At 58.7% G+C, this 21,100-nt stretch carries 17 protein-coding genes; 15 read left to right on the top strand and 2 right to left on the bottom strand.

Going from position 1 to position 21,100, the window contains the following annotated elements; genetic code table 11:
- Window positions 1–17: 17 nt before the first annotated feature.
- The 8 genes from nuoK to BTW08_RS16100 all read left to right on the top strand — a co-directional run bounded on the left by nuoK (window position 18) and on the right by BTW08_RS16100 (window position 11,469).
- Window positions 18–323, top strand: a complete 306-nt coding sequence (gene nuoK, locus BTW08_RS16140; RefSeq protein WP_035413666.1) for an NADH-quinone oxidoreductase subunit NuoK — start codon at window positions 18–20, stop codon at window positions 321–323.
- A complete protein-coding gene (locus tag BTW08_RS16135; protein ID WP_075563538.1) occupies window positions 323–2,209 on the top strand; it encodes a proton-conducting transporter membrane subunit in 1,887 nt (628 codons plus the stop codon). Before nuoK ends, BTW08_RS16135 begins: the two co-directional genes overlap by 1 nt.
- A complete protein-coding gene (locus BTW08_RS16130; RefSeq protein WP_210403267.1) occupies window positions 2,206–3,693 on the top strand; it encodes an NADH-quinone oxidoreductase subunit M in 1,488 nt (495 codons plus the stop codon). The genes BTW08_RS16135 and BTW08_RS16130 overlap by 4 nt, the downstream gene beginning before the upstream one ends.
- On the top strand, window positions 3,693–5,102 hold the full coding sequence (locus tag BTW08_RS16125; protein WP_071232068.1) for an NADH-quinone oxidoreductase subunit N: 1,410 nt from the start codon (window positions 3,693–3,695) through the stop codon (window positions 5,100–5,102). Before BTW08_RS16130 ends, BTW08_RS16125 begins: the two co-directional genes overlap by 1 nt.
- A gap of 63 nt (window positions 5,103–5,165) precedes the next feature.
- Window positions 5,166–6,467: an ergothioneine biosynthesis protein EgtB gene (gene egtB, locus BTW08_RS16120; protein ID WP_083627931.1), complete on the top strand. Its 1,302-nt coding sequence runs from the start codon at window positions 5,166–5,168 to the stop codon at window positions 6,465–6,467.
- A 2-nt stretch (window positions 6,468–6,469) separates the two neighbouring features.
- On the top strand, window positions 6,470–7,432 hold the full coding sequence (egtD, locus tag BTW08_RS16115; RefSeq protein WP_075563537.1) for an L-histidine N(alpha)-methyltransferase: 963 nt from the start codon (window positions 6,470–6,472) through the stop codon (window positions 7,430–7,432).
- 630 nt (window positions 7,433–8,062) lie between these two features.
- Window positions 8,063–10,660 carry a heavy metal translocating P-type ATPase gene (locus tag BTW08_RS16105; protein WP_083627930.1) on the top strand — a complete coding sequence of 866 codons (2,598 nt, stop codon included), beginning with the start codon at window positions 8,063–8,065 and terminating at the stop codon, window positions 10,658–10,660.
- A gap of 50 nt (window positions 10,661–10,710) precedes the next feature.
- On the top strand, window positions 10,711–11,469 hold the full coding sequence (locus BTW08_RS16100) for a ZIP family metal transporter (RefSeq protein ID WP_075563534.1): 759 nt from the start codon (window positions 10,711–10,713) through the stop codon (window positions 11,467–11,469).
- A gap of 195 nt (window positions 11,470–11,664) precedes the next feature.
- Here the strand turns inward: BTW08_RS16100 and BTW08_RS16095 are convergent, their stop codons facing one another.
- On the bottom strand, window positions 11,665–13,101 hold the full coding sequence (locus tag BTW08_RS16095) for a multicopper oxidase domain-containing protein (RefSeq protein ID WP_139313694.1): 1,437 nt from the start codon (window positions 13,099–13,101) through the stop codon (window positions 11,665–11,667).
- A gap of 367 nt (window positions 13,102–13,468) precedes the next feature.
- Here BTW08_RS16095 and BTW08_RS16090 point away from each other — a divergent pair, with 367 nt between their 5' ends.
- From BTW08_RS16090 to lgt, 4 genes are all read left to right on the top strand, one after another.
- Window positions 13,469–14,101 (top strand): peroxiredoxin, encoded by a 633-nt coding sequence (locus tag BTW08_RS16090; protein WP_075563533.1) that lies wholly within the window; start codon window positions 13,469–13,471, stop codon window positions 14,099–14,101.
- A gap of 64 nt (window positions 14,102–14,165) precedes the next feature.
- Window positions 14,166–14,570 carry a heavy metal-responsive transcriptional regulator gene (locus BTW08_RS16085; protein ID WP_071231946.1) on the top strand — a complete coding sequence of 135 codons (405 nt, stop codon included), beginning with the start codon at window positions 14,166–14,168 and terminating at the stop codon, window positions 14,568–14,570.
- Between the two features lie 89 nt (window positions 14,571–14,659).
- The gene (locus BTW08_RS16080; RefSeq protein WP_075563532.1) at window positions 14,660–17,104 is read left to right on the top strand and encodes a heavy metal translocating P-type ATPase; all 2,445 of its coding nucleotides are present in this window, start codon (window positions 14,660–14,662) and stop codon (window positions 17,102–17,104) included.
- Between the two features lie 182 nt (window positions 17,105–17,286).
- Window positions 17,287–18,099, top strand: coding sequence for a prolipoprotein diacylglyceryl transferase (gene lgt / locus BTW08_RS16075; RefSeq protein ID WP_071231944.1), 813 nt, complete (start codon window positions 17,287–17,289; stop codon window positions 18,097–18,099).
- Window positions 18,100–18,541: 442 nt separating this feature from the next.
- On the opposite strand, the gene BTW08_RS16065 is transcribed toward lgt, so the two are convergent.
- Entirely contained in the window at window positions 18,542–19,006 is a 465-nt protein-coding gene (locus tag BTW08_RS16065; RefSeq protein ID WP_210403266.1) for a class I SAM-dependent methyltransferase, read from the bottom strand.
- Window positions 19,007–19,653: 647 nt separating this feature from the next.
- Here BTW08_RS16065 and BTW08_RS16060 point away from each other — a divergent pair.
- The 3 genes from BTW08_RS16060 (at window position 19,654) to BTW08_RS16050 (ending at window position 21,017) form a co-directional block, all read left to right on the top strand.
- A complete protein-coding gene (locus BTW08_RS16060) occupies window positions 19,654–19,899 on the top strand; it encodes a hypothetical protein (RefSeq protein WP_071231941.1) in 246 nt (81 codons plus the stop codon).
- A 95-nt stretch (window positions 19,900–19,994) separates the two neighbouring features.
- Window positions 19,995–20,435 (top strand): DUF411 domain-containing protein, encoded by a 441-nt coding sequence (locus BTW08_RS16055; RefSeq protein WP_075563531.1) that lies wholly within the window; start codon window positions 19,995–19,997, stop codon window positions 20,433–20,435.
- A gap of 18 nt (window positions 20,436–20,453) precedes the next feature.
- Window positions 20,454–21,017, top strand: a complete 564-nt coding sequence (locus BTW08_RS16050; RefSeq protein ID WP_071231939.1) for a TlpA disulfide reductase family protein — start codon at window positions 20,454–20,456, stop codon at window positions 21,015–21,017.
- Window positions 21,018–21,100 lie beyond the last annotated feature (83 nt).

Below are 21,100 nucleotides of genomic sequence, written 5' to 3'. Positions count from 1 at the left end.
CAGGCAGGGAGGCTTGCATGACACTCACCACACTTTTGCTATTGGCAGCGGCACTGATCGGTATCGGGATCTATGGCGCGCTTTCCCAGCAGTCGTTCGTGATGCTGATGATGGGACTGGAGCTGATCCTCAACGGTGTCATGCTGGCGGCAGTGGCGTTCTGGGCCTTCAGCGGGGCCGGAGCACCGGAAGGCCAACTGCTGACGATCATCGTCATGGCCGTGATGGCCATCGAGATGGCGATGGGGTTCGCCCTGGTGGTCGCGGTCTTCCGCGGTAAACAGGCCGACATGACCGAATCGCTGACCGGGCTGAAGCACTGATGCTGTGGTTCGTTCCTCTCTTGCCGCTGCTGGCTGCCCTCGTCATCCATGGGGTCGGCAAGCGTTGGCCGGGCGACGACAGGGGCCGTGCCGTGCTGACCCTGGCGGGGGTGGCGATCACGGTCGCTACCTTGCTGCTCGTGAGCATCGCGGTCACGGCGGACTGGGGCGGCACCTATCGCTGGAGCTCCCGAATCGTTCTGTCACTCGGGATGACGTCCACCAGCGCCGTGTTCGCCATCGTCGTGCCACTGATCGCCGCGCCGATCATCGTCTACAGCGCCTACCATGAAGCATCGCCGGTCAGTGGCAGAGAGACGGTGCGCCCCCCCGTCGGACTGGTGGCGCTGCTGACGGCGTTCGTCGGCGCGATGGAACTGCTCGTCCTGGCCGAGGATTTCGTCACCCTGCTGATCGCCTGGGAACTGGTCGGGGCATGCTCGTGGGCGCTCATCGCCCATGAATGGCAGAAGGCCGGCAACCTGCGGGATGCCGCCTGGGCGTTCCTGGTCACTCGCTTCGGGGATCTGGGGCTGTACATCGCCGCGGCGGCAGCGTTCGCCGGCACGGGGTCGTTTGCCTTTGCAGACCTGGCCCAACTCGATGGGTGGCGGCTGGACGTGTTCGTTGCCGGCGTCGTGCTGGCCGCCGCCGCGAAATCCGCCCAGGTGCCGTTCTCTCCCTGGCTGTTTGCCGCCATGTCCGGGCCGACACCGGTGTCGGCATTGCTCCATGCGGCGACCATGGTCGCGGCGGGGATCTACCTGGTGATTCGGCTGCATGCGGAACTGTCCGCAGTCGCCTGGTTTGCGCCGGTCGCCATCACGCTCGGAATGGCCACCGCCCTGGCAGGGGGGGTCGTGGCCTGTCTTCAGGACCATGCCAAGAAGCTGCTGGCCGCCTCTACATCGGCCCAGTATGGCCTAATGTGGCTGGCGGCAGGAGCGGGCTTTCCCGGTGTCGCCCTGGTGCACTTCGTCACACATGCGTTCACGAAAGCGGCCCTGTTTCTGGCGGCCGGCATCGCCGAACGCCATGTCGGCAGCTATTCGCTTAATGCGATGCGCCTGGGCCGCCTGCTTCCGGGCGTCGCGGCAGCCGCCATGGTGGCCAGCCTGGCACTGGCGGGGGTCGTTCCGCTGAGTGCGGCGTGGAGCAAGGAGAAGATCGTCACGGCCGCCGGCCATCAGGCGTCCTGGCTGGCCGTGATTGCCGCCGTGGCGGGAGGCCTCAGTGCGCTGTACGCCACACGCTTTCAACTGCTGGCGTTCGGGCGGGGGCGGCAGGACCGTACGAGTACCGCTTCCTCCCGGTCCGGGCACTCCCGGGCGGAGGCCATCTCGCTTTACCTGCTGGCGGCAGGCACGCTGGCGCTATCGCTACTCTGGTGGCCCGGTGTCGGAAATAGCCTTGCTGATTTGCTGTCTGTGCACTTTCCCAAGACCAAGCTATGGGAACTGATCGTATCGCTACTGCTGGTGGCGCTGGGTGTGGGCCTCGGCGCCTTGGCGGTGCGTCGTGAGGTGTCGAGCCAGCAGAGCGAAACGCGTATCGCTATGGCGGACTGGCTGGGTCTGCCGGCATTGACGGCGCGAGGTGCGGATGCCGTGATGATGTTCAGCCATGGCCTGGCACGCTTCGACGATCGCGCCGTGGATGCCGGGATCCGTGGCAGTGCCCGCTTCGGTGTGTGGCTGGCCAGGCTGGGAGAGCGGCGTGGCGAAGGCGCGTTCGATGGCGCCACAAGCCAGCTCGCGAAGGGTGTCGACTGGGCGGGGCAAGTGGCACGTCGGGCGCACACCGGGCAGATGCATCACTACTACACCGGTATCGCGGCAGGACTCGCCGCGATCCTGATCATTCTGAGCATAGGAGCGCTCCTTTGATTTTGACTGCAGCCTTGGGGCTTCCCATGCTGGGGGCCCTCGTACTCGCCGTTTCAAACCGTTGGACCGAGGTCACGGCTCGTCGATTTGCCATTGCGGTCTCGGTGTTGCCGGTGCTGTTGCTGGCTTGGGCGTGGCGACAGTTCGATCCGCAAGGTGCGCTATTCCAGTTCGTCGAGGAGGTACCCTGGGTACCCAGCCTGGGCATGGGCTACAGGTTGGGCGTGGATGGCATTGCGTTGGCTGTCGCGACGATGAGCTCCCTGGTTTTCTCGGCGAGTATCGCCTACCCCGTGGACACGAAGCATCAGCCTCGCCAGTACTACGCCTGGATGCTCTTCCTGCAGTCCGTGTCACTGGGTGTCTTCCTGGCGCTGGATCTGCTGCTCTTCTATGTCTTCTTCGATCTGAGCCTGGTGGGGATGTTCTTCCTGATCGGCCGCTGGGGGCATGGCCAGGCGCAGCTCGCCGCGTTCAAGTTCTTTCTATACACCTTCTTTGGCTCGCTATTGCTGCTGCTGGCGATCATCGGGCTTTACCTGTCGGTCGAACCGCATACCTTCGACATGCGTGTGCTTATCGAACAGCAGCCACTGGCCGGTACCGGGCTCTACGCCGGGCTGGTATTTCTGGCACTGATGCTGGGCTTTGCGATCAAGACGCCGATGGTGCCCGTGCATACCTGGCTGCCGCAGGCACACGTCGATGCACCGGGGCCGGTCTCGGCGATATTGGCGGGTGTGCTGCTCAAGATGGGCACCTACGGGATCATCCGCATTCCGTTCGCCATGATGGCGGAGACGTTCGCTCGCTATGCCCTGTTCATCGCCGTGCTCGCCGTCGTTTCGATACTCTACGGCGCCCTGGTCGCGCTCGCACAGCGTAATCTCAAGCGGCGCATCGCCTACACCTCGATCAACCACATGGGCTACACGGTACTGGGGATCGCCGTAGCCGCCGCGGTGCTAAGCGATGACACTGTCGCCCGGCAAATAGCGCTGACCGGGGCAACGGTACAAATGGTCGCGCATGGTCTGATCACTGGCACGCTATTCCTGATCTGTGGCTCATTCTGGCAGCGCACCGAGGAGTACGACCTGGACAGCTACGGTGGATTGCTTCGTCAGGCTCCGTGGTTGACAGCTTTCGCCGTGCTCGCATCGTTTGCCAGTCTGGGCCTGCCTGGCCTGGCCGGCTTCGTGGCGGAATTCCATATCTTTGTCGGCACCTTTGGTGTCTATCCGTGGCTCGCCGTCATCGGCGTGCTGGGCATCCTGGTGACGGCAGCATTGTTCCTGCAGATGCTGCAGAAGGTGTTCTTCGGGGCGATGCCGGAGCGCTGGGCGCAGTTCGAGGATCTGCGTCCCCTCGAGTGGGGCGTGCTCGCGGTGTTGTCGGCAGGCTTCGTGATCATCGGCGTGGCGCCGGCGTTTCTGCTGACACTGGTCGAGGCATCGGCGACGCTGTTGATGGGAGGCCACTGATGCCTATCGGTGACGTATTGCCGGAAATCAGCCTGACGCTGGGAGCGGTGGCGATCGTCCTGTTCGCCAGCTTCGTCCGTCAGCGGCAGCAGCACTGGGCAGCTGTGCTGGCCCTGCTCGCTATCGGTCTCGGTGCAGGGCTGACCTTCGCGCAATGGGGCGGGACGCCGCGGCTGACGTTTTCCGGTGTCTGGGCCCTGGATGGCGTGGCGCTCGCCAGCAAACTGGTCGTGCTGGTGGCCGGTGCGCTGGTCGTCGCGATGTCGCCTGAATGGATGCGGACCGATCGACGCCATGGCGAGTACTACGCGCTGGTGCTGTTCGCCCTGCTGGGCGTGATCATGATGGCATCGGCCAGCGATACCATGGAGTTGGTGTTGGGCGTGCTGTTGTCCTCGGTGGCCAGTTACCCGCTGGCCGCCTACCACCGTGGCTGGGCGCCCGCGCTGGAAGCCGGGATGAAGTATTTCCTGATCGGCGCCTTGACCAATACGTTGCTGACGATCGGAGTGGTGGTGCTGTTCGGCCTGACCGGCAATACCGGGTATCCGGACATTACCCAGGCGCTGGCCACGAACAGCGACCGCCTGGCGCTGACCATCGCCACGGCCTGCGTCGTGCTGGGTCTGACCTTCAAGCTGGCGGCGTTTCCGGCCCATGCCTGGATGCCGGACGTGGCGCAGGGTTCCCCGGTACCGGCGGCGGCCTTTCTGACCGTCATCCCCAAGATCGGCGCCGCGGTAGCGCTGGCCCGCTTTGTTTCCTTGCTGCCACCGGATGTAGTCTGGCGGGCGATCGTGGCATCGATCTCCGTCGCCACCATGACGCTGGGCAACGTGGCGGCATTGCGACAGACGGATGTGCGCCGTCTGCTGGGCTGGTCATCGGTTTCCCAGTCCGGGTATGCCCTGATGGCCATCGTGATGATGGGCATCAGCGATCAGGCCCTGCCGGCACTGGTGTTCTTCCTGGCAACCTATGCCACGGCCAACCTGGCTGCCTTCGCCGTGGTCACGCACCTGCGGGGACGTACCGCACTGGACGATTACCGGGGGCTGGCCCGACACGCACCGATCGCGGCAACGATACTGATCGTGTCGCTGTTATCCCTGGTGGGTATCCCGCCGCTGGTCGGCTTCTTCGGCAAACTGATGCTGTTTCGCGTCACGATCGAGGGCGGTTACGCCTGGCTGGCGCTCGTGGCGGTGATCAATACGGTCATCTCGCTGTTCTATTACCTGCGCATCGTCGCGCCGATGATGTTCGGCAGTAACCATTCCGCCGTGCATGTGCTGTCGGGCCAGTGGGCTCGATTCACAATGATCGTGTCTGGCGTGCTGCTGATCGTCGGAGGGCTTGGCGCAGAAGTACTCTCATTATTTACAGGCTCGATACGCTTTGCACTATAGGCCCCGGCGGGCCTAGCCTGCCGGATCCACATCAATGGAGTGATACTGAGAAAGGAGTCGTCCATGTCAACTGCTCAAGGTTTGGCAATTGAAACGCCAGACAACCTGCACGCCAAGGAATGGCTGCGCGCGTACCAGCGGATCCGTGCCGTCACCGAGGCCATCTGTGCACCTCTACACAAGGAAGACTATATGGTGCAGAGCATGCCGGATGTCAGCCCGCCGAAATGGCACATCGCCCATGTCAGCTGGTTTTTCGAAGCCTTCATTCTGAAACCGTTTCATTCCACCTATCAGACCCTCGACTCCGCGTACGACCACCTCTTCAATTCCTATTACGTGACCCACGGCACGCCGTTTCCCCGGCCCGAGCGCGGCATGATCTCGCGGCCGACCGTGGACGATGTCTATCGCTATCGCGCGCACATCGACCGGGCCATGGAAGAGCTGCTCGGCGATCCACCGCAGGAACATCTCCAGGAGATTCTCCGACGTCTCGAGCTGGGCCTGCCGCACGAACAGCAGCATCAGGAACTGCTGCTGATGGATATCAAGCACATCCTGGCCCAGAACCCGCTATGCCCGGTCTACCGGGACGACCTGGCGCCGACGCCTGCGCATGAGGTAGCTGCGCTCGGCTGGCATGCCTATCCCGCCGGCGTTCGGCACATCGGCCATGACGACACCGAGGGGGGCTTTGCCTACGACAACGAGATGGGGCGCCACCGTCAGTTCGTCGAAGCCTTCCGGCTCGCCGATCGCCCGGTGACCAATGGCGAGTTTCTGGAGTTCATGCTGGCGGGCGGATACGACAAACCCAATTACTGGTTGTCGGACGGCTGGGCCACGGTCAAGGCCGAGGGCTGGAAAGCACCGCTCTACTGGGTCGAGCGCGACGGGGCCTGGCACCACTACACCCTGGGCGGTCTGGTGCCGGTCGACAGGAACGCGCCGGTGTGCCATGTCAGCTTCTTTGAGGCCGATGCCTATGCGCAGTGGGCCGGTGCCCGCCTGCCCACCGAGGCCGAGTGGGAGACGGTGGCCCATGATGCCACCATTCAGGGCAACTTCGTCGAGCAGGACCATTTGCAGCCGATCGCCGATGCCGGGGACACAGATGCGCCGGGCCAGATGTTCGGCGATGTATGGGAGTGGACGGGCAGCGCCTATCGCCCCTATCCGGGGTTTCGCAAGTTGCCGGGCAGCCTGGGCGAATACAACGGCAAGTTCATGTCCGGCCAGATGGTGTTGCGAGGCGGCTGTTGTGCGACGCCGGCCGATCATATCCGCGCCACCTATCGCAACTTCTTCCCGCCTCATGCCCGCTGGGCATTTTCCGGCTTCCGTCTTGCCAAGGAGAGCTGATCATGACCCTGGCCGTACAATTCCATGACATGCACACGACCCCTGCCAAAACGTCGCTTCGCGATGAGATATTGATGGGGTTCAGCGCCGACCAGAAATTCGCCTCGCCAAAGTTCTTCTACGATCAGCGGGGTTCCGAGCTGTTCGACCGTATCTGCGCACAGCCGGAGTACTATCCGACACGAACAGAGGAGCTGATCCTGGCCAACGCCGCCGATGAGATAGCGGACATCGCCGGGAGTGAGGCGACGTTGATCGAGCTCGGCAGCGGAGCAAGTCGCAAGGTACGGTTACTGCTGGAAGCCATGCGACCGTCAAGCTATCTCGGCATCGATATATCCCGAGACTTCCTGCTCGAAAGCACGCGTCGCCTGGCTGCCGATTATCCATGGCTCGAGGTACACGCCGCCTGTGCCGACTTCTCTTGCAACATGGTCCTGCCGGAGGGGCTGGGATGCGAACGGCCGGTCGGCTTCTTTCCGGGATCGAGCATCGGCAATTTCGATCCCCAGGCCGCCGAAGATTTCCTGCGCGGCTTGCGCTCCTTGCTGCCCATAGGCAGCGGGTTGTTGATAGGTGTCGACCTGCTCAAGGACAAGGCGACACTCGAAGCCGCCTACAACGATGCGGTGGGCGTGACGGCAGCGTTCAACCTGAACCTGCTGGATCGGCTGCGCGCAGAGCTAAACACCGCAATCGATCCCGGGCATTTCGCCCACCGGGCTTTCTTCAACGAGGCGCAATCCCGCATCGAGATGCACCTGGTCAGCCAGTTACCCCAGGTCGTCGCGGTCGAGGGCGAGCGCTTCCATTTTCTGGAAGGCGAGACCATCCATACAGAAAATTCCTACAAATATACGGTTGAAGGCTTTCAGGCACTGGCAGATCGTGCAGGATTTGAAGCGATTTCCTGCTGGACTGATACTCAAGGCTTGTTTAGCGTGCACTATCTGGGTCGTGCCTAAAAAAGCAGTGGGATTCACTAAAGTATTTGAGGCTTTATGTCATTTTTAATTGGATAAAGTTGAGCGGGAATCCGTTAAGATAATTATAATAATTTCGATGCGCAGCGAGATTAATCCAGTACGACTGGCGAGTAATACGATCGATTCTGTACTCAATATGCATCATGAAGGTTCAACTTTCGGCGGAGCGGGGGCTTTGGGCAAACTGCTCTCTGACTTTCACGCGCCGCTACGCTCCGTTCGAAACCGTTCGACCCAGCGTCTCAAGGGCTAGCACGGATATTGACGGCTTGAGCGGCTTCCGCGATCAAATACCCCTAGTCGAGTACGAGACCGCCAAATTCAGGGGAAAATATGCCGCTATCTTGCCATGGATCAACTCGTGCGGGATGGCGAATGCCACTTTTATACGGATGTCAATTTCATCGGATCACAACAATAGGGGCATTTTTAGCTTAAAGAGCGAGCGATTACACGATCCGCAGGCCATCGCTAAACAGGACAACGAACATGGCAGCTAACCAGCAGCCCGCCTCGCATGCCTCCTTACCAGTAAGACGATGCGGTTTGACTCTATAGCCACTAGAAGGTTTAGAGTTTGAGCAGAGAAATTGAACTAGGTAACTTTTCATGCCAGCTACACATACCGAAGCATCCGGTAACACATACCAGTGGACCGTTCAAGGCATGGACTGTCCAAGCTGTGCCGGTAAGATCCGTGGTGCGGTGGAACGCTTGAAAGGCGTTTCCGACGTTCAGGTTTCGGTGATGAAGGAGACGCTGAGGCTTGGGCTGGACACGCAACAAACCTCAATGAAGCGTGTCGCGAAGACCGTCGAGCGACTTGGCTATTCCGTCCAATTCATGCCTGATTCTGATACTGCCAGTCCAGAAAACTCATCCGAATGTCATTCACCTTGCTGTGACGGTAACGCTCAAGACAACGACGCGGAAACGGTGACGGTACCTGATCGGGCCGACGCCGAGAGCACGCTCAGCTGGAAGGTAGGCGGCATGGACTGCGCCAGTTGCGCGGCGAAAATTCGTGGCGGTGTGGAGAACCTGCCGGGAGTCTCCGACGTCAAAGTGTCGGTCATGAACGAGACGCTCACGCTGAAGCTCGACGAACAGCAAACCTCGCCGGACAGCGTCGAGAAATCGATCAAGCGGCTCGGTTACAGTGTAACGCCGCGCACCGCCATAACCGGTAATGGCTCCAATGGCGCCAGCTCCACAGCTGACGAAGGCGTCGCCGAGGCAGTGTCGGCCTCACCGAAACGCTGGTTTCTGCATGGCAAGGGCCGGCTAGTGGTCATGACCGGGGCTGTCCTGCTGGCCGCCGTGGCGGTGCGCCTGGTGGCCTCGGAGTCTCTGGCTTATTGGGGCTTCATCCTGGCGTGTCTGGTCGGGCTGGTTCCCGTGGCGAAACGCGCCTTTTCTGCCGCGCGCGCGGGCATGCCGTTCACCATAGAAATGCTGATGACCATCGCTGCAGGTGGCGCGCTGATCATCGGTGCCGCCGAGGAGGCGGCGCTGGTGGTATTCCTGTTCGCCGTCGGCGAAGTGCTTGAAGGGGTGGCTGCGGATCGCGCTCGCTCGAGCATTCGCGCGCTGAGTGATCTGGTGCCCAAGAGCGCGCTGGTCGAAGACGCACAGAGGGCGACTCGCAAGGTCAATGCCGCGAATCTGAAGATTGGTCAGGTCGTCGTCGCGCGACCCGGCGACCGGATTCCTGCCGATGGGCAGATCATTGAAGGAACGTCTTCTATCGATGAATCGCCGGTGACCGGTGAATCGGTGCCCAAGAGCAAGACCCTCGACGAGTCGGTCTTCGCCGGGTCCATCAATAATGATGCCGTGCTGCGTATTCGCGTCACCAAGGCGCCCGAAGACAATACCATCGCGCGGATCATCCGCTTGGTGGAAGAAGCACAGGAAGCCCGTGCGCCCACCGAGCGTTTCATTGATCGCTTCAGCCGTGTCTATATGCCCGCTGTGGTCGGTACCGCGCTACTCGTTGCGATCATTCCTCCGCTACTTTTCGGCGGCGCTTGGGGTGAATGGACTTATCGAGCCCTGGCGCTGCTGTTGATTGGCTGCCCGTGTGCGCTGGTAATTTCGGTACCGGCTTCGATCGCCTCGTCGCTGTCTACCGGGGCACGCCGCGGGCTATTGTTGAAGGGGGGCGCGGTGATCGAGTCCACCGCCAAGGCTAGCCTCGTGACCTTCGACAAGACCGGCACCCTGACCGCCGGGAAACCAGTCGTTACCGACGTGCAAGCGGCTGCCGATGACCACGATGAGGCTGATGTCGTTGCCTTGGCCGCCAGTGTCGAGGCCGGCTCCAGCCACCCGCTCGCCGAGGCGGTGTTAAGTCATGCCGAATCGCGTCATATCGCGTTTTCTCAAGGGGCGGACGCACGCGTCATCGCCGGCCATGGTGTCGAGGCAAGCGTGGACGGTCATCGTAGCTATGTCGGTTCGCCACGCTACGCTGAAGACCAGGGCGTACTGACAGAGGCTCTGAAGACGCGGATCGCTGCGCTGGAGGAGCAGGGCAAGACGGCCGTCGTGGTGTTTAGGGACGGCGCGATCGTCGGACTGATTGCCATGCGTGACGAGCCGCGCACGGACGCCATCGACGGCATCAAGGATCTCCAGGCACTGGGCATCCGCTCGGTGATGCTGACCGGTGACAACCCCCGTACCGCGAAAGCGATTGCCGATCCGCTGGGCATCGAGTTCCAGGCAGGCTTGCTGCCTGACGACAAGGTCACGGCAATCAAGGGAATGGTCGCCAAGGACCGGGTGATCATGGTGGGCGACGGGATCAACGACGCGCCTGCACTCGCCACCGCCGACGTCGGCGTGGCCATGGGCTCGGGCACCGATGTCGCCCTGGAAACGGCCGATGGCGCCTTGCTGCGTAATCGCGTGACCGACATAGCGACCATGATTCGTCTGGCTCGCGCCACCATGAACAATATTCGCCAGAACATCACCATCGCGCTGGGCCTGAAGGCGGTATTCCTGTTGACGACCATGTTTGGTCTGACCGGGTTGTGGGTAGCTATCATGGCTGATACCGGCGCCACCGTACTAGTGACGCTGAATGCGCTGCGTCTGTTACGGTTCGAGAATCGACAGGGCCCGACACGCGGCGGTGGAGCCTCCGTCAATGTGCCGCCGGAAAGCTCGGGCCAGGCCGCTTCGCCGGCGAGTGCTTGAAGGCGAGTGCTAGAAGGCGGATAGCTAGACATCGACCAGGGAAGGTGATCATGGATAGCATTTGGATGGTGCTCGGCCTGGCATTGCTTCCCGCGTTGGGAAACTTCGGTGGCGGGCTGGTTGCGGAGGTCTCGCGGACGACCGGGCGCCGTCTCAATTACGCCCTGCATGGCGCCGCCGGTCTGGTCATTGCGGTGGTGGCGGTGGAGATCATGCCGCGCGTGCTGGAAAGTCTCTCAGCCTGGCTGATCACACTCTCCTTCGCCTTGGGCGGCATTGCTTACATAGGTATCGAGAAACTCGTAGAGGGCATTCAAAGGCGGCAAGGCCAGCAGAGAGAAAGCGGCCAGGCGAGCGTCTGGATGATCTATATTGCCGTGTCCATCGACTTGTTCAGCGACGGTCTCCTGATCGGAGCGGGATCGGCGGTCTCGCTGTCAGTCGCTTTGATCCTGGCGGTGGGCCAGGTTCTCGCGGATATTCCCGAGGGCTTCGCGGCAATTGCCAACATGAAGGACAAAGGGATTCCGCGCAGCAAGCGCCTGCTGCTTTCTGCCTCCTTTGCCATCCCCGTCCTCTCGGCAGCCGTTTTTGCTTATTTCGTGCTCAGAAGCCAACCGGAGTCGTTCAAACTCGCAGCATTGACGTTTACGGCAGGCCTTCTTACGGTCGCCGCCATTGAGGACATGATATCCGAGGCTCATGAAAGCGGCGAAGATACGCACGTCTCGCCGCTGGCTTTTGTGGGTGGCTTCGTCCTGTTCACGCTGGTATCGGCGGGCTTAGAGGGGGTATTGGTGCAAAGCTAACGTGCCGTGCTAGCTCCTATTGTATGCCAGTTGTTGTGGTCAACTCGTCCCGGGCAGTAATTTACGATTTGTTTCGATCAACGCAGACGGGCCTCCCTCATTAAACGTATGGGCCGAGGCCGGTTCCGTTTATGACGCGTAGCTTTATCAGCAAAATACACTGTTTTGAGGGGTGAAGCTGCCCTTATGATTTGATTAGGCTGTCACAACGAACTGGCCCATCATGCCTGTGTCCTCATGTTCAAGATTATGGCAGTGGTACATATAAGGCAGATATGGATCACTGTAATCCGTAAAGCTCAGAAGCACGCGTACCCGCTCAGCAGGATTAACGACCACCGTATCCTTCAGTCCCATCTCGTTCAGCGCAGGAGGCGAGCCATTGCGATCGAGTATTCGGAACTGGACATCATGTACATGGAACGGGTGGGGTACCATGCTAGTGTTACTTATCTCCCAGATCTCTGTGCTTCCTAAACGGACAGTTTCATCGATACGGTTGCGATCCATCCGTTTTCCATTGATCGTCATGCCCATTCCCAATACGAACGGGCGAGCCCCGATCGCCTGAGCAGGATCGGGCGGATCCAGCGTGACGAGACGACTGGGCAGCGGCGCGACGCGAGCACGTTCGAGGTCGGGCTGGATACGTAAGACATCGAACACCTGTTCACTGCCCACCGGGCCGCTTCCGGAAGAGACGGCGCGTAGCACGACGGGGCGACCATCACTTAGATCAACAATGACCTGAGCGCGTTCGCCAGGTGCGAGAGTAATGCGCGAGTCATCAATTGGGCGCTCCAAAAGCCCGCCATCAGTGCCTATCTGACTAAACATGCGCTCGTCACTGAAACCCAGCGAGTAGAAACGGGCATTGGACCCATTGAGAATCCGCAAGCGGAGCTTTTGGGATTTTGATTCAAAATACGGATTCAAACTGCCATTAACGAGCAGGACGTCACCCATCACGCCCATCATCATGCCGGAGTAGAATAGCGAACCATCATCGTCGAACGTGCGATCCTGTAGCATTAGTGGAATGTCGTCCACGCCGTATTCGCTCGGTAGGTCCAAGCGCCCGGTCTCGTCGTCGTCCACATAAATCAGCCCGGCAAGGCCCTGGTACACCTGCGGGCCGGTGACGGGCGGCAAATGAGAGTGGTACCAGAACATCGAGGCACGCTGTTTCACCTCAAATTGTGGCGACCACGTAGCACCATCCTTGATAATCTGATGAGGCCCCCCATCGGCATAGGCCGGTAGATGAAAGCCATGCCAATGCAGCGTGCTGTTCTGGCCGAGTTGATTGGTGACGTTGAGTCGCACGGTATCCCCGGCCCGCATCTTTAGCGTCGGGCCGAGATAGCTTCCGTTGATACCCAGCGTGGGCGTATTCATCCCATCGTAGAATTGGGTAGTGCCCTTCTGTAGGTTGAGGTCGTACACCCTTATCCCGTCCCGGCTTTCTCCGCCAAGCAGTGGCGGAACAGCAAGCGGTTTGAGAGAGGTGGCAAAAGCGGGTCTTCCCAATAGTAACTGCTGTAAACCACTGTAACCGGCCATGCCTGTGACCAGCGTTGCCGCGCTTCCGCCAAGGATCAAGTTCTTGACGAGGGCTCTTCTTGTAAGCATCCGTTTATCCACGATTAATGTATGCGGTTTAACGAGAACCACTATGTAGCCAGGATTCGCTGAGAGCCGTTGAGGTCAACCAGACCGAGACAGCGACGAAAGTCCGCTTATCCCAGCCTTGCTAGGAGGGGAAACAGGCCGATCAAGCTGGGGCATCTGAGGTAGTGAAGGAAGGAATGGCATCGGTCGATTAAGGCCGCTGATAGATCGGTAAAGTACGAGCTTAAAACCTTTGCCTTGCCTGGAGGTCAAGTTCGTTGGACGACTACTGCAATAACAAGCTTTTCATCATTGGGGTTGACCTTAAAGTTTACTTTAGGGCTATCGTAAACTACGTATCACCCAACCCCAATGTAAGGATAGCCCCATGACTTTGCAGCTTGGAGAAATAGCACCCGATTTTACGGTGGAATCAACGGAAGGCACTGTCAGCTTCCATGAGTGGCTTGGCGACAGTTGGGCCGTGTTGTTTTCTCACCCGGCCGACTATACCCCTGTCTGCACGACAGAGCTTGGCGCATTTGCCAAGCGCAAAGATGAGTTCGACAAGCGCGGCGCCAAGCTGATCGGTGTTTCCGTCGATCCGCTGACTTCTCATGCCGGCTGGGCGAAGGATATCGAGACTACCCAAGGTGCGTCTCTCAACTATCCGCTACTGGCTGACGAGAATCGGTTGGTGGCAGAGCTTTACGGGATGATTCATCCCAAGGCCGATCCCAAGCTGACGGTACGCACCGTTTTTATCATAGACCCTGACAAGAAGATTCGTCTGACCCTGACCTACCCACCCAGCACGGGTCGCAATGTCGATGAAATCCTGCGGGTCATCGATTCGCTGCAACTGACCGGCAAGCACAAGGTGGCAACCCCGGTGGACTGGCAGAACGGCGAAGACGTCATCATCGTCCCCTCCGTGTCGGACGAGGAAGCCAAGGAGCGCTTTCCTGAAGGCTGGGATGAGCAGACATCGTACCTGCGTGTGGTCCGCCAGCCCAAGTAACCAACAGAACGATCAGGTGGCCCGGTTGCACCGGGCTACCTGAAGTGTCGCTGAGGAACTTTTGATGAAAACCTACAGTATCGGACAACTGGCCGAGCGCTGCGGCATTGCCACCCAGGCGATCCGATACTACGAGCAAGAGAGGCTCATGCCGAAGCCCCAGCGAACGGAATCCAACTACCGCCGCTATCCCGAGGAGCATGTGGCCAGGCTGCAGTTCATTCTTCAGGCCAAGCAATGGGGGTTCACACTCGATGAAATTCGTGAACTGCTGATCCTGCAGGATGCCAACGGCGACCGGGCACAAGCCAAGCGGATTGCCGAAGAGAAGCTGATCAAAGTTCGAGAGCAGATCAGGCATCTTTCGAAAATCGAGTCGGTGCTTTCGAAAACCCTCTCGGAGTGTTCCGGAGAGGGCCCCATGAAGGAAGGGTGCCCCATTGTCGAAGCGATCACCGACGGCAAGTAAATCCCCTTTATTCCCGCCTTCTGGCCTGGCGAAACAATCGCCAGCCATTCGAACCTTGTTAACGTGAGTGATGCCGCCAGGAGTTCTAAATGACCGAGCGTGTCGATATCAGTATTCAGGGCATGTCCTGTGCTTCCTGCGTCGGGCGCGTGGAGCGCGCCCTCAAGAAGCAGTCCGGTGTCACGGATGCGCAAGTGAACCTGGCGACTGAAAAGGCCACGGTTACTTTCGAAGAGCATGCCAATCCCAGCCAGGCAGTCCATGCTGTTGAAGAGGCTGGCTACCAGCCTGTCGTTGAAACCGCTGAGATTCGTATTATCGGCATGACCTGCGGTTCTTGTGTCTCACGGGTTGAACGTACCATTGAGAAGCTGCCAGGCATTGTCCAGGCCAGCGTGAATCTCACCACGCAAAAGGCTTTTGTGCGGTTCCTGCCCGCGGCGGTAACGTTGCCACGCATCCACCATGCCATTCGTGATGCGGGATATGAGCCGCAGGACCAAGGGGAGAGTACACAGACCGAGCGCGAGGACCAGGAGGGCGTCCAGCTTCGCAACAAGGTGCTGATTGCGGCAGCATTCACGATTCCGGTCGTGTTTATTGCCATGGGCAAGATGATCCCTGCGCTGGAAGCGATATTCACCAGCATCATGCCGCACCGAGGTTGGATGGGCATCGAGTGGTTGCTGACTACCCCAGTCCAGTTCTATGCCGGGGCACGTTTCTACCGGGCGGGCTTCGCTGAACTGCGACATGCGAACCCGGGGATGAATAGCTTGGTCATGATTGGCTCAAGCGCCGCCTATTTCTACTCTGTGGCTGCGCTCTTGATTCCCGGCTTCTTCCCTGCGGGGACCGCCGGAAGCTACTTTGAGGCCGCGGCGGTCATCGTGACGCTCATCCTGCTGGGCCGTCACTTCGAGCATGTCGCCAAGGGCCGCACCTCCGAGGCGATCAAGAAGCTTTTGCAGCTACAGGCAAAAACGGCCCGCGTCATCCGCAACGGCGACACGGTTGAAGTACCGATCGAGGCCGTCGTGCCGGGTGATCGTATCCTGGCTCGTCCGGGGGAGCGCATCCCCGTCGATGGCATTGTCGAGGAAGGTCACTCCTACGTCGACGAGTCGATGATCAGCGGGGAGCCGGTGCCGGTTGCCAAGCAGATGGATAATGAGGTCGTTGGCGGAACGATCAACAAGAACGGTGCTCTGACGTTCCGCGCCACCCGAGTCGGTGCCGACACGGTACTGTCGCAGATCGTCAAGATGGTGGAATCTGCCCAGGCGGAAAAACCGCCGATCCAGAAGCTGGCCGACAAGATTGCCGGAATCTTCGTACCGATCGTGCTCCTGATTGCGGCAATCACGTTTACTGTGTGGCTCGGTTTCGGGCCAGCCCCGGCGCTGGCTTTCGCCTTTGTCACCACCGTCAGTGTGCTGTTGATTGCCTGCCCCTGTGCGATGGGCCTGGCGACGCCCACTGCAATCATGGTGGGGACCGGTAAAGGGGCCGAGATGGGTGTGCTGTTTCGTAAAGGGGCAGCACTCGAGACCCTGGCTAGGGTGGACACGATCGTGCTGGACAAGACTGGCACGCTGACGATGGGACGCCCCGAGCTGACGGACTTCGTAGTGCTCGAAGGGCAGGAGAACGAAGTGCTTCGCTGGGTCGCCGCGGTCGAAGCGCAAAGTGAACACCCGATTGCCGAAGCGATTGTACGTGGTGCAAAAGACTTAGGCCTAGATCTGCCATCCATCAGCCGCTTCCAGGCCGAGCCTGGTTTTGGCATCGAAGCCGAGGTCGACGGCCATAAGCTCAATGTGGGAGCTGACCGCTATATGAGTCGGCTCGGCATCGACCTAGGCAAGGCGGAAGAGCGTGCCACTGCGCTTGCCAGAGAGGCCAAGAGCCCGCTGTATGCGGCAGTCGATGGCAAGCTTGCGGCGGTGATTGCTGTTGCCGATCCGCTCAAAGAGGGCTCGGTTGAGGCTATTGCGTCACTCAGGGCGCAGGGCCTGGATGTGGCCATGCTGACCGGTGATAACCGCGCCACGGCCGAGGCTATCGCTAGACAGGTGGGGATTCAGCAGGTGCTCGCCGAAGTGTTGCCGGATCAAAAGGCAAACGAGGTCAAGCGACTACAGGCTGAAGGCCGCAATACTGCATTCGTCGGCGACGGCATCAATGATGCACCGGCATTGGCGCAAGCCGATGTGGGCATTGCTATTGGCACGGGTACCGATATTGCGATCGAGGCTGGTGACGTCGTGCTCATGCGTGGCGATCTGAGAGGCATCGTCAATGCCACGGCGTTGTCCAAGCGCACCCGCAAGACCATTTTGTCTAACTTCGCCTGGGCTTATGGCTATAACGTGGCGTTGATTCCGGTAGCGGCAGGGGCGCTGTATCCATTCACCGGCTTCCTGCTCAACCCGATATTGGCGGCTGCGGCCATGAGCCTATCCAGTATCTTCGTCCTGACGAATTCTTTAAGACTGCGTCGTTTTCAGCCCGTCAGCGGCGAGCCATCTTAGACACCAGCCGACGAGCCCCGAGTCGCTCAAGCTCCCAGAGTAAGTCGCCCCTTTTACCGACGCCACTTGCTGGATGACGTCGACGATCCCGGCTAGGCATTAACACATCTTGTTGAGTAAACAAGGCTTGTTGAGCGTTAAATCCGGCAACCGAATTGACCGTCGGAATATAAGGAAAAACCATGCTTCAGTACCCTCAAATCGATCCCATTGCCATCGCCATAGGCCCTTTGCAGATCCATTGGTATGGCCTTATGTACGTGGTCGGTCTCGCCGCTGCCTGGTGGTTGGGGCGTCGCCGCGCCCATCAACTGGGCATGAGCCGTGACGACATCGGCGATCTGATCTTCTATGGGGCCTTGGGCATCATATTGGGTGGTCGCATTGGTTATGTGCTGTTCTACGGGTTCGATAAATTACTGGCCGATCCCTTATGGCTCTTCAAGGTTTGGGAAGGAGGTATGAGCTTCCATGGCGGTTTGACCGGCGTGCTGGTTGCGGCTTGGTTGTTTGCCCGCAAGCATCGCCTGGCCTTTTTCCAGTTGACCGATTTCATCGCACCACTGGTGCCGATTGGTCTGGGTGCCGGGCGGCTTGGTAATTTCATCAATCATGAATTGCCGGGGCGCATCAGCGAGGTCCCTTGGGCAATGGTGTGGCCGCCCATGATGGGGCTGGGGCCGGAGCCACGTCACCCTTCTTCGTTGTATGAGTTCGCCTTGGAAGGCATCGTGATGTTCGTTGTGCTGTGGTGGTTCTCGAGCCGTCCCCGTCAGCGAGGCATGACATCCGGCCTATTCCTGCTGCTTTACGGTGTTTTTCGCTTTGCCGTGGAGTTCATGCGCCGGCCCGACCCTCAGTTGGGTTTCATTGCCTTCGATTGGCTAACCATGGGCCAATTGTTGAGCTTGCCGATGGTCTTGGGGGGCCTTGCGTTGATCGTCTGGGCGAGACGCCAGTCGGTGGATATTGCAAAAACTATGGCCGCCTCATGAGAGCCGCCTCTCTTCTTCTCATGCTTCTGTTCCTCATCGTGGGACAATCAGCGGCCAGCGAGGAATTGTTCGCGGATAACGGTAAACACGGGCTCTTCAATGATCCCGTCCTAGGCAAGTTCTTGCCGGTCAATCAAGCCTTTCAGGCTAGCGCATGGCGAAGCGATAGTAGGATATTCGTTAGGTTCAAGAATGCCCCCGGCTATTATCTGCATCGACACCAGTTTGCACTGGAAAGCCTTGACCCGTCAGCCAGCTTCGGAGAGCTGGAGATACCCCCGGGCGAGCTTGTCATTCATCCCCAGTTGGGCAAGCTATACGTCTTTTATGACCAGGTCGTGCTCAGCGCTCCCATCGTTTCGGAAAGCGAGGATATTGGCTCGGTGGCCATTTCAGTGACGTTTCAGGGTTGTTCTGACGAAGGGCTCTGTTACCTTCCAGCTCAAATAGAGCTGGAGGCATTCTTCGACTCGGCTCCTGCCACTGTTGACTCAGGTAACTTGGCTCGCCCCTCGGACATAAATGTCATGAGCTTTAGTGGACCGAGGTAACCTTTGACTACGCTGACGACCTCGAACCCCGCTATCTGCAACAAGATGTCTGCTTCGCGGTTCAGGTGACAGCCTCCAGCACAGCGCGTCCAAAGCGGTGTCATGCGGTGCTGCCAGCGAGCCACCCGAGATTCCGGTGAAAGGCCGTGTTCCGTGAACAGAAACTGTCCTCCAGGCTTGAGGACCCGGCGCGCTTCGAGGAGCGCCTGCTCGATATTAGGAATAGTGCAGAGTGTCCAAGTACAGAGTACGGTATCGATGCTCTGATCCGGGAGCGGAATCCGCTCGGCCCCGGCCTGCAGCACTTCTACCGGAAACGCCGCTTTGGCAATAGGTGCCCGAGCCAATTCGAGCATGCCTTCCTAGGGCTCTAGTGCATAGAACTGCCGGACCTTTTCAACGTCGTAGAAAGGCAAGTTGAGCCCTGACCCAAAGCCAAGTTCTAGCATGACTCCCTGAGCCTGTGATGCCAAGCGCTGGCGGTATGCTTCGAGCAAATGCGTACGCATTGCTAGATGCATGAGATGCGGCAATACATAGCGGTTATAAAGTCCCATGTCATTCCATTGTTTGCGGAGTTCAGCATTCAGGCCGTTGCCTCGGAACAGGGCTCTATCGATCGATACTGGCTAGTGCCGGTTACTAGCTGGCTGCCCCAGCATGTAGATAGAGCTAAATGATAACAGGTTGGAGCAGACAGGCAGTCCGTGGATCTCGTAGGCGGACCCAAAGCCAAGAAGAAATTGCACAGGATGTAGAAAAGAAAACGCTTGACCTTAAAGTTACCTTGAAGGATATGGTCATGCATATGCTGCTGAGCATGGGTGCTGGACGGATTATTCGTTTCTTGACCTATGGGTAAGGTCCAGATCCTAAGATGCTTTTATTGGCGATGTAAACGAGTATCGCGCGGAGCTAGGCTCTAACAGCTCTAGGTACGGTGCAGTGCCAAGCGATAGCAAATAGGTAAATTCAGTTTCTGATCCGACATGAGGAAAATACCATGCGAAAGTTCAGCAATATAATGCTCACCGCTACCATTATCACTGTGGGTACCTTTGGTGCCGGTTCTCTCTTCGCGCAAGAAAATGCGCGAAACGGAAAGTTGCAGGCCAATGACATGCCAGGAAGCATGATGGATGAAGGCGGCGGCATGCATGAAAATATGGGCGCTCAGATGAGTTCCATGATGGAAAAATGCAATGCCATGATGGAAATGATGCAAAAAAAGCAGGTTGAAGGCGCTTGATAAACAGTTGGTGAAAATCACACACTAATTTTGCGAGCTTGGCTAATTGATACCGAAGTCTAGCTGAGTAGCTATATGGCACCAGAGAGGGAACGATGAAATACTTCAAGAAACTAATTTTCACTGCATTGCTTGCTTTCCCTATTTCAGGTTTTGCTGCCGAAACTACAGCAACGCTTTATAAGAACCCTAATTGCGGGTGTTGCTCTGAACATGCTGAATATTTGGAAGCCAATGGGTTTGATGTAGAGGTCATCGATACTAATGACTTAGCGAAAATCAAGGCAGAACATGACGTTCCTAAAAAGCTTTATGGGTGTCACTCTACGCTGATCGGTGACTATATCTTCGAAGGCCATGTTGATGCCGAAAGCATCAAGCAGGTGTTGGAAGACAAGCCCTCTATAAAAGGTTTGAGCGTACCCGGTATGCCACTAGGATCGCCAGGTATGGGCAGAGAAAAGCAAGACCCTATCGAAGTCTATACCTTAACCCTTCAGCCAACCGATTCGCCTGAAGTTTACGCTACTTACTAATGCCAGTATTGGACAATTATGACACTGGTCACTATCAAACGGGGCGTGGCGTTTGCATGCCTGATGGTCTTGGCTTCAGTCGCTCCTGCCAGTCCGCCGGAAGGCATCGGTCCGCAGGGGGTCATGCTCTGGGAAAGCCCCCGCGATCTGCCGGAGCTAGCTTTCGAGGATGGTAAGGGAGAGCCACTGACTCTTGCCGATTTCCAGGGCCAGATGGTACTGCTGAATATCTGGGCGACATGGTGCGGTCCCTGCCGTGAGGAAATGCCCGCCCTGGATGCGCTACAGGCCTCGCTGGGCGGGAAAGCGTTCGAGGTCGTCGCGCTATCGATCGATCGCAGGGGAGTCGAGGCCGTGCAGGATTTTTATACGGATGTGGGTATAGAACACCTCCGCCAGTATATTGATACCACTGGCATGGCCGGAACCAAGCTTGGTGCTCTGGGAGTTCCAACGACGTTACTGATCGATTCCCGTGGAGACGAGATCGGGCGCCTCGTGGGTGCGACAGAATGGGACACCCCGGAAATGACCGCGTTTCTTGAAGAAACCATTGGACATTCGACAGAGGTATCTCTATGAGCTGCTGTGGTGACAACAAATCTAATCGAGGTCAAGAACCGTCCGGATTCAAAAGCCTGATGTCAGGCCCGCGCCGCTTATGG

This window comes from Salinicola sp. MH3R3-1 (assembly GCF_001937155.1).
GTDB classification, from domain to species: Bacteria; Pseudomonadota; Gammaproteobacteria; order Pseudomonadales; family Halomonadaceae; genus Salinicola; species Salinicola halophyticus.
Note: the sequence above shows the minus strand (reverse complement) of the source record. Positions and strands in the feature narration are given on the sequence as shown.

Bases quoted from the DNA above. Each gene is read 5' to 3' on its own strand.
- BTW08_RS16090 (WP_075563533.1), top strand. From the start codon at position 13,469: ATGACTTTGCAGCTTGGAGAAATAGCACCCGATTTTACGGTGGAATCA.
- lgt (WP_071231944.1), top strand. From the start codon at position 17,287: ATGCTTCAGTACCCTCAAATCGATCCCATTGCCATCGCCATAGGCCCT.
- BTW08_RS16125 (WP_071232068.1), top strand. From the start codon at position 3,693: ATGCCTATCGGTGACGTATTGCCGGAAATCAGCCTGACGCTGGGAGCG.
- BTW08_RS16060 (WP_071231941.1), top strand. From the start codon at position 19,654: ATGCGAAAGTTCAGCAATATAATGCTCACCGCTACCATTATCACTGTG.
- BTW08_RS16065 (WP_210403266.1), bottom strand. From the start codon at position 19,006: ATGCTCGAATTGGCTCGGGCACCTATTGCCAAAGCGGCGTTTCCGGTA.
- BTW08_RS16085 (WP_071231946.1), top strand. From the start codon at position 14,166: ATGAAAACCTACAGTATCGGACAACTGGCCGAGCGCTGCGGCATTGCC.
- BTW08_RS16080 (WP_075563532.1), top strand. From the start codon at position 14,660: ATGACCGAGCGTGTCGATATCAGTATTCAGGGCATGTCCTGTGCTTCC.
- BTW08_RS16050 (WP_071231939.1), top strand. From the start codon at position 20,454: ATGACACTGGTCACTATCAAACGGGGCGTGGCGTTTGCATGCCTGATG.
- egtD (WP_075563537.1), top strand. From the start codon at position 6,470: ATGACCCTGGCCGTACAATTCCATGACATGCACACGACCCCTGCCAAA.
- nuoK (WP_035413666.1), top strand. From the start codon at position 18: ATGACACTCACCACACTTTTGCTATTGGCAGCGGCACTGATCGGTATC.
- BTW08_RS16055 (WP_075563531.1), top strand. From the start codon at position 19,995: ATGAAATACTTCAAGAAACTAATTTTCACTGCATTGCTTGCTTTCCCT.
- BTW08_RS16105 (WP_083627930.1), top strand. From the start codon at position 8,063: ATGCCAGCTACACATACCGAAGCATCCGGTAACACATACCAGTGGACC.
- egtB (WP_083627931.1), top strand. From the start codon at position 5,166: ATGTCAACTGCTCAAGGTTTGGCAATTGAAACGCCAGACAACCTGCAC.
- BTW08_RS16100 (WP_075563534.1), top strand. From the start codon at position 10,711: ATGGATAGCATTTGGATGGTGCTCGGCCTGGCATTGCTTCCCGCGTTG.
- BTW08_RS16135 (WP_075563538.1), top strand. From the start codon at position 323: ATGCTGTGGTTCGTTCCTCTCTTGCCGCTGCTGGCTGCCCTCGTCATC.
- BTW08_RS16095 (WP_139313694.1), bottom strand. From the start codon at position 13,101: ATGCTTACAAGAAGAGCCCTCGTCAAGAACTTGATCCTTGGCGGAAGC.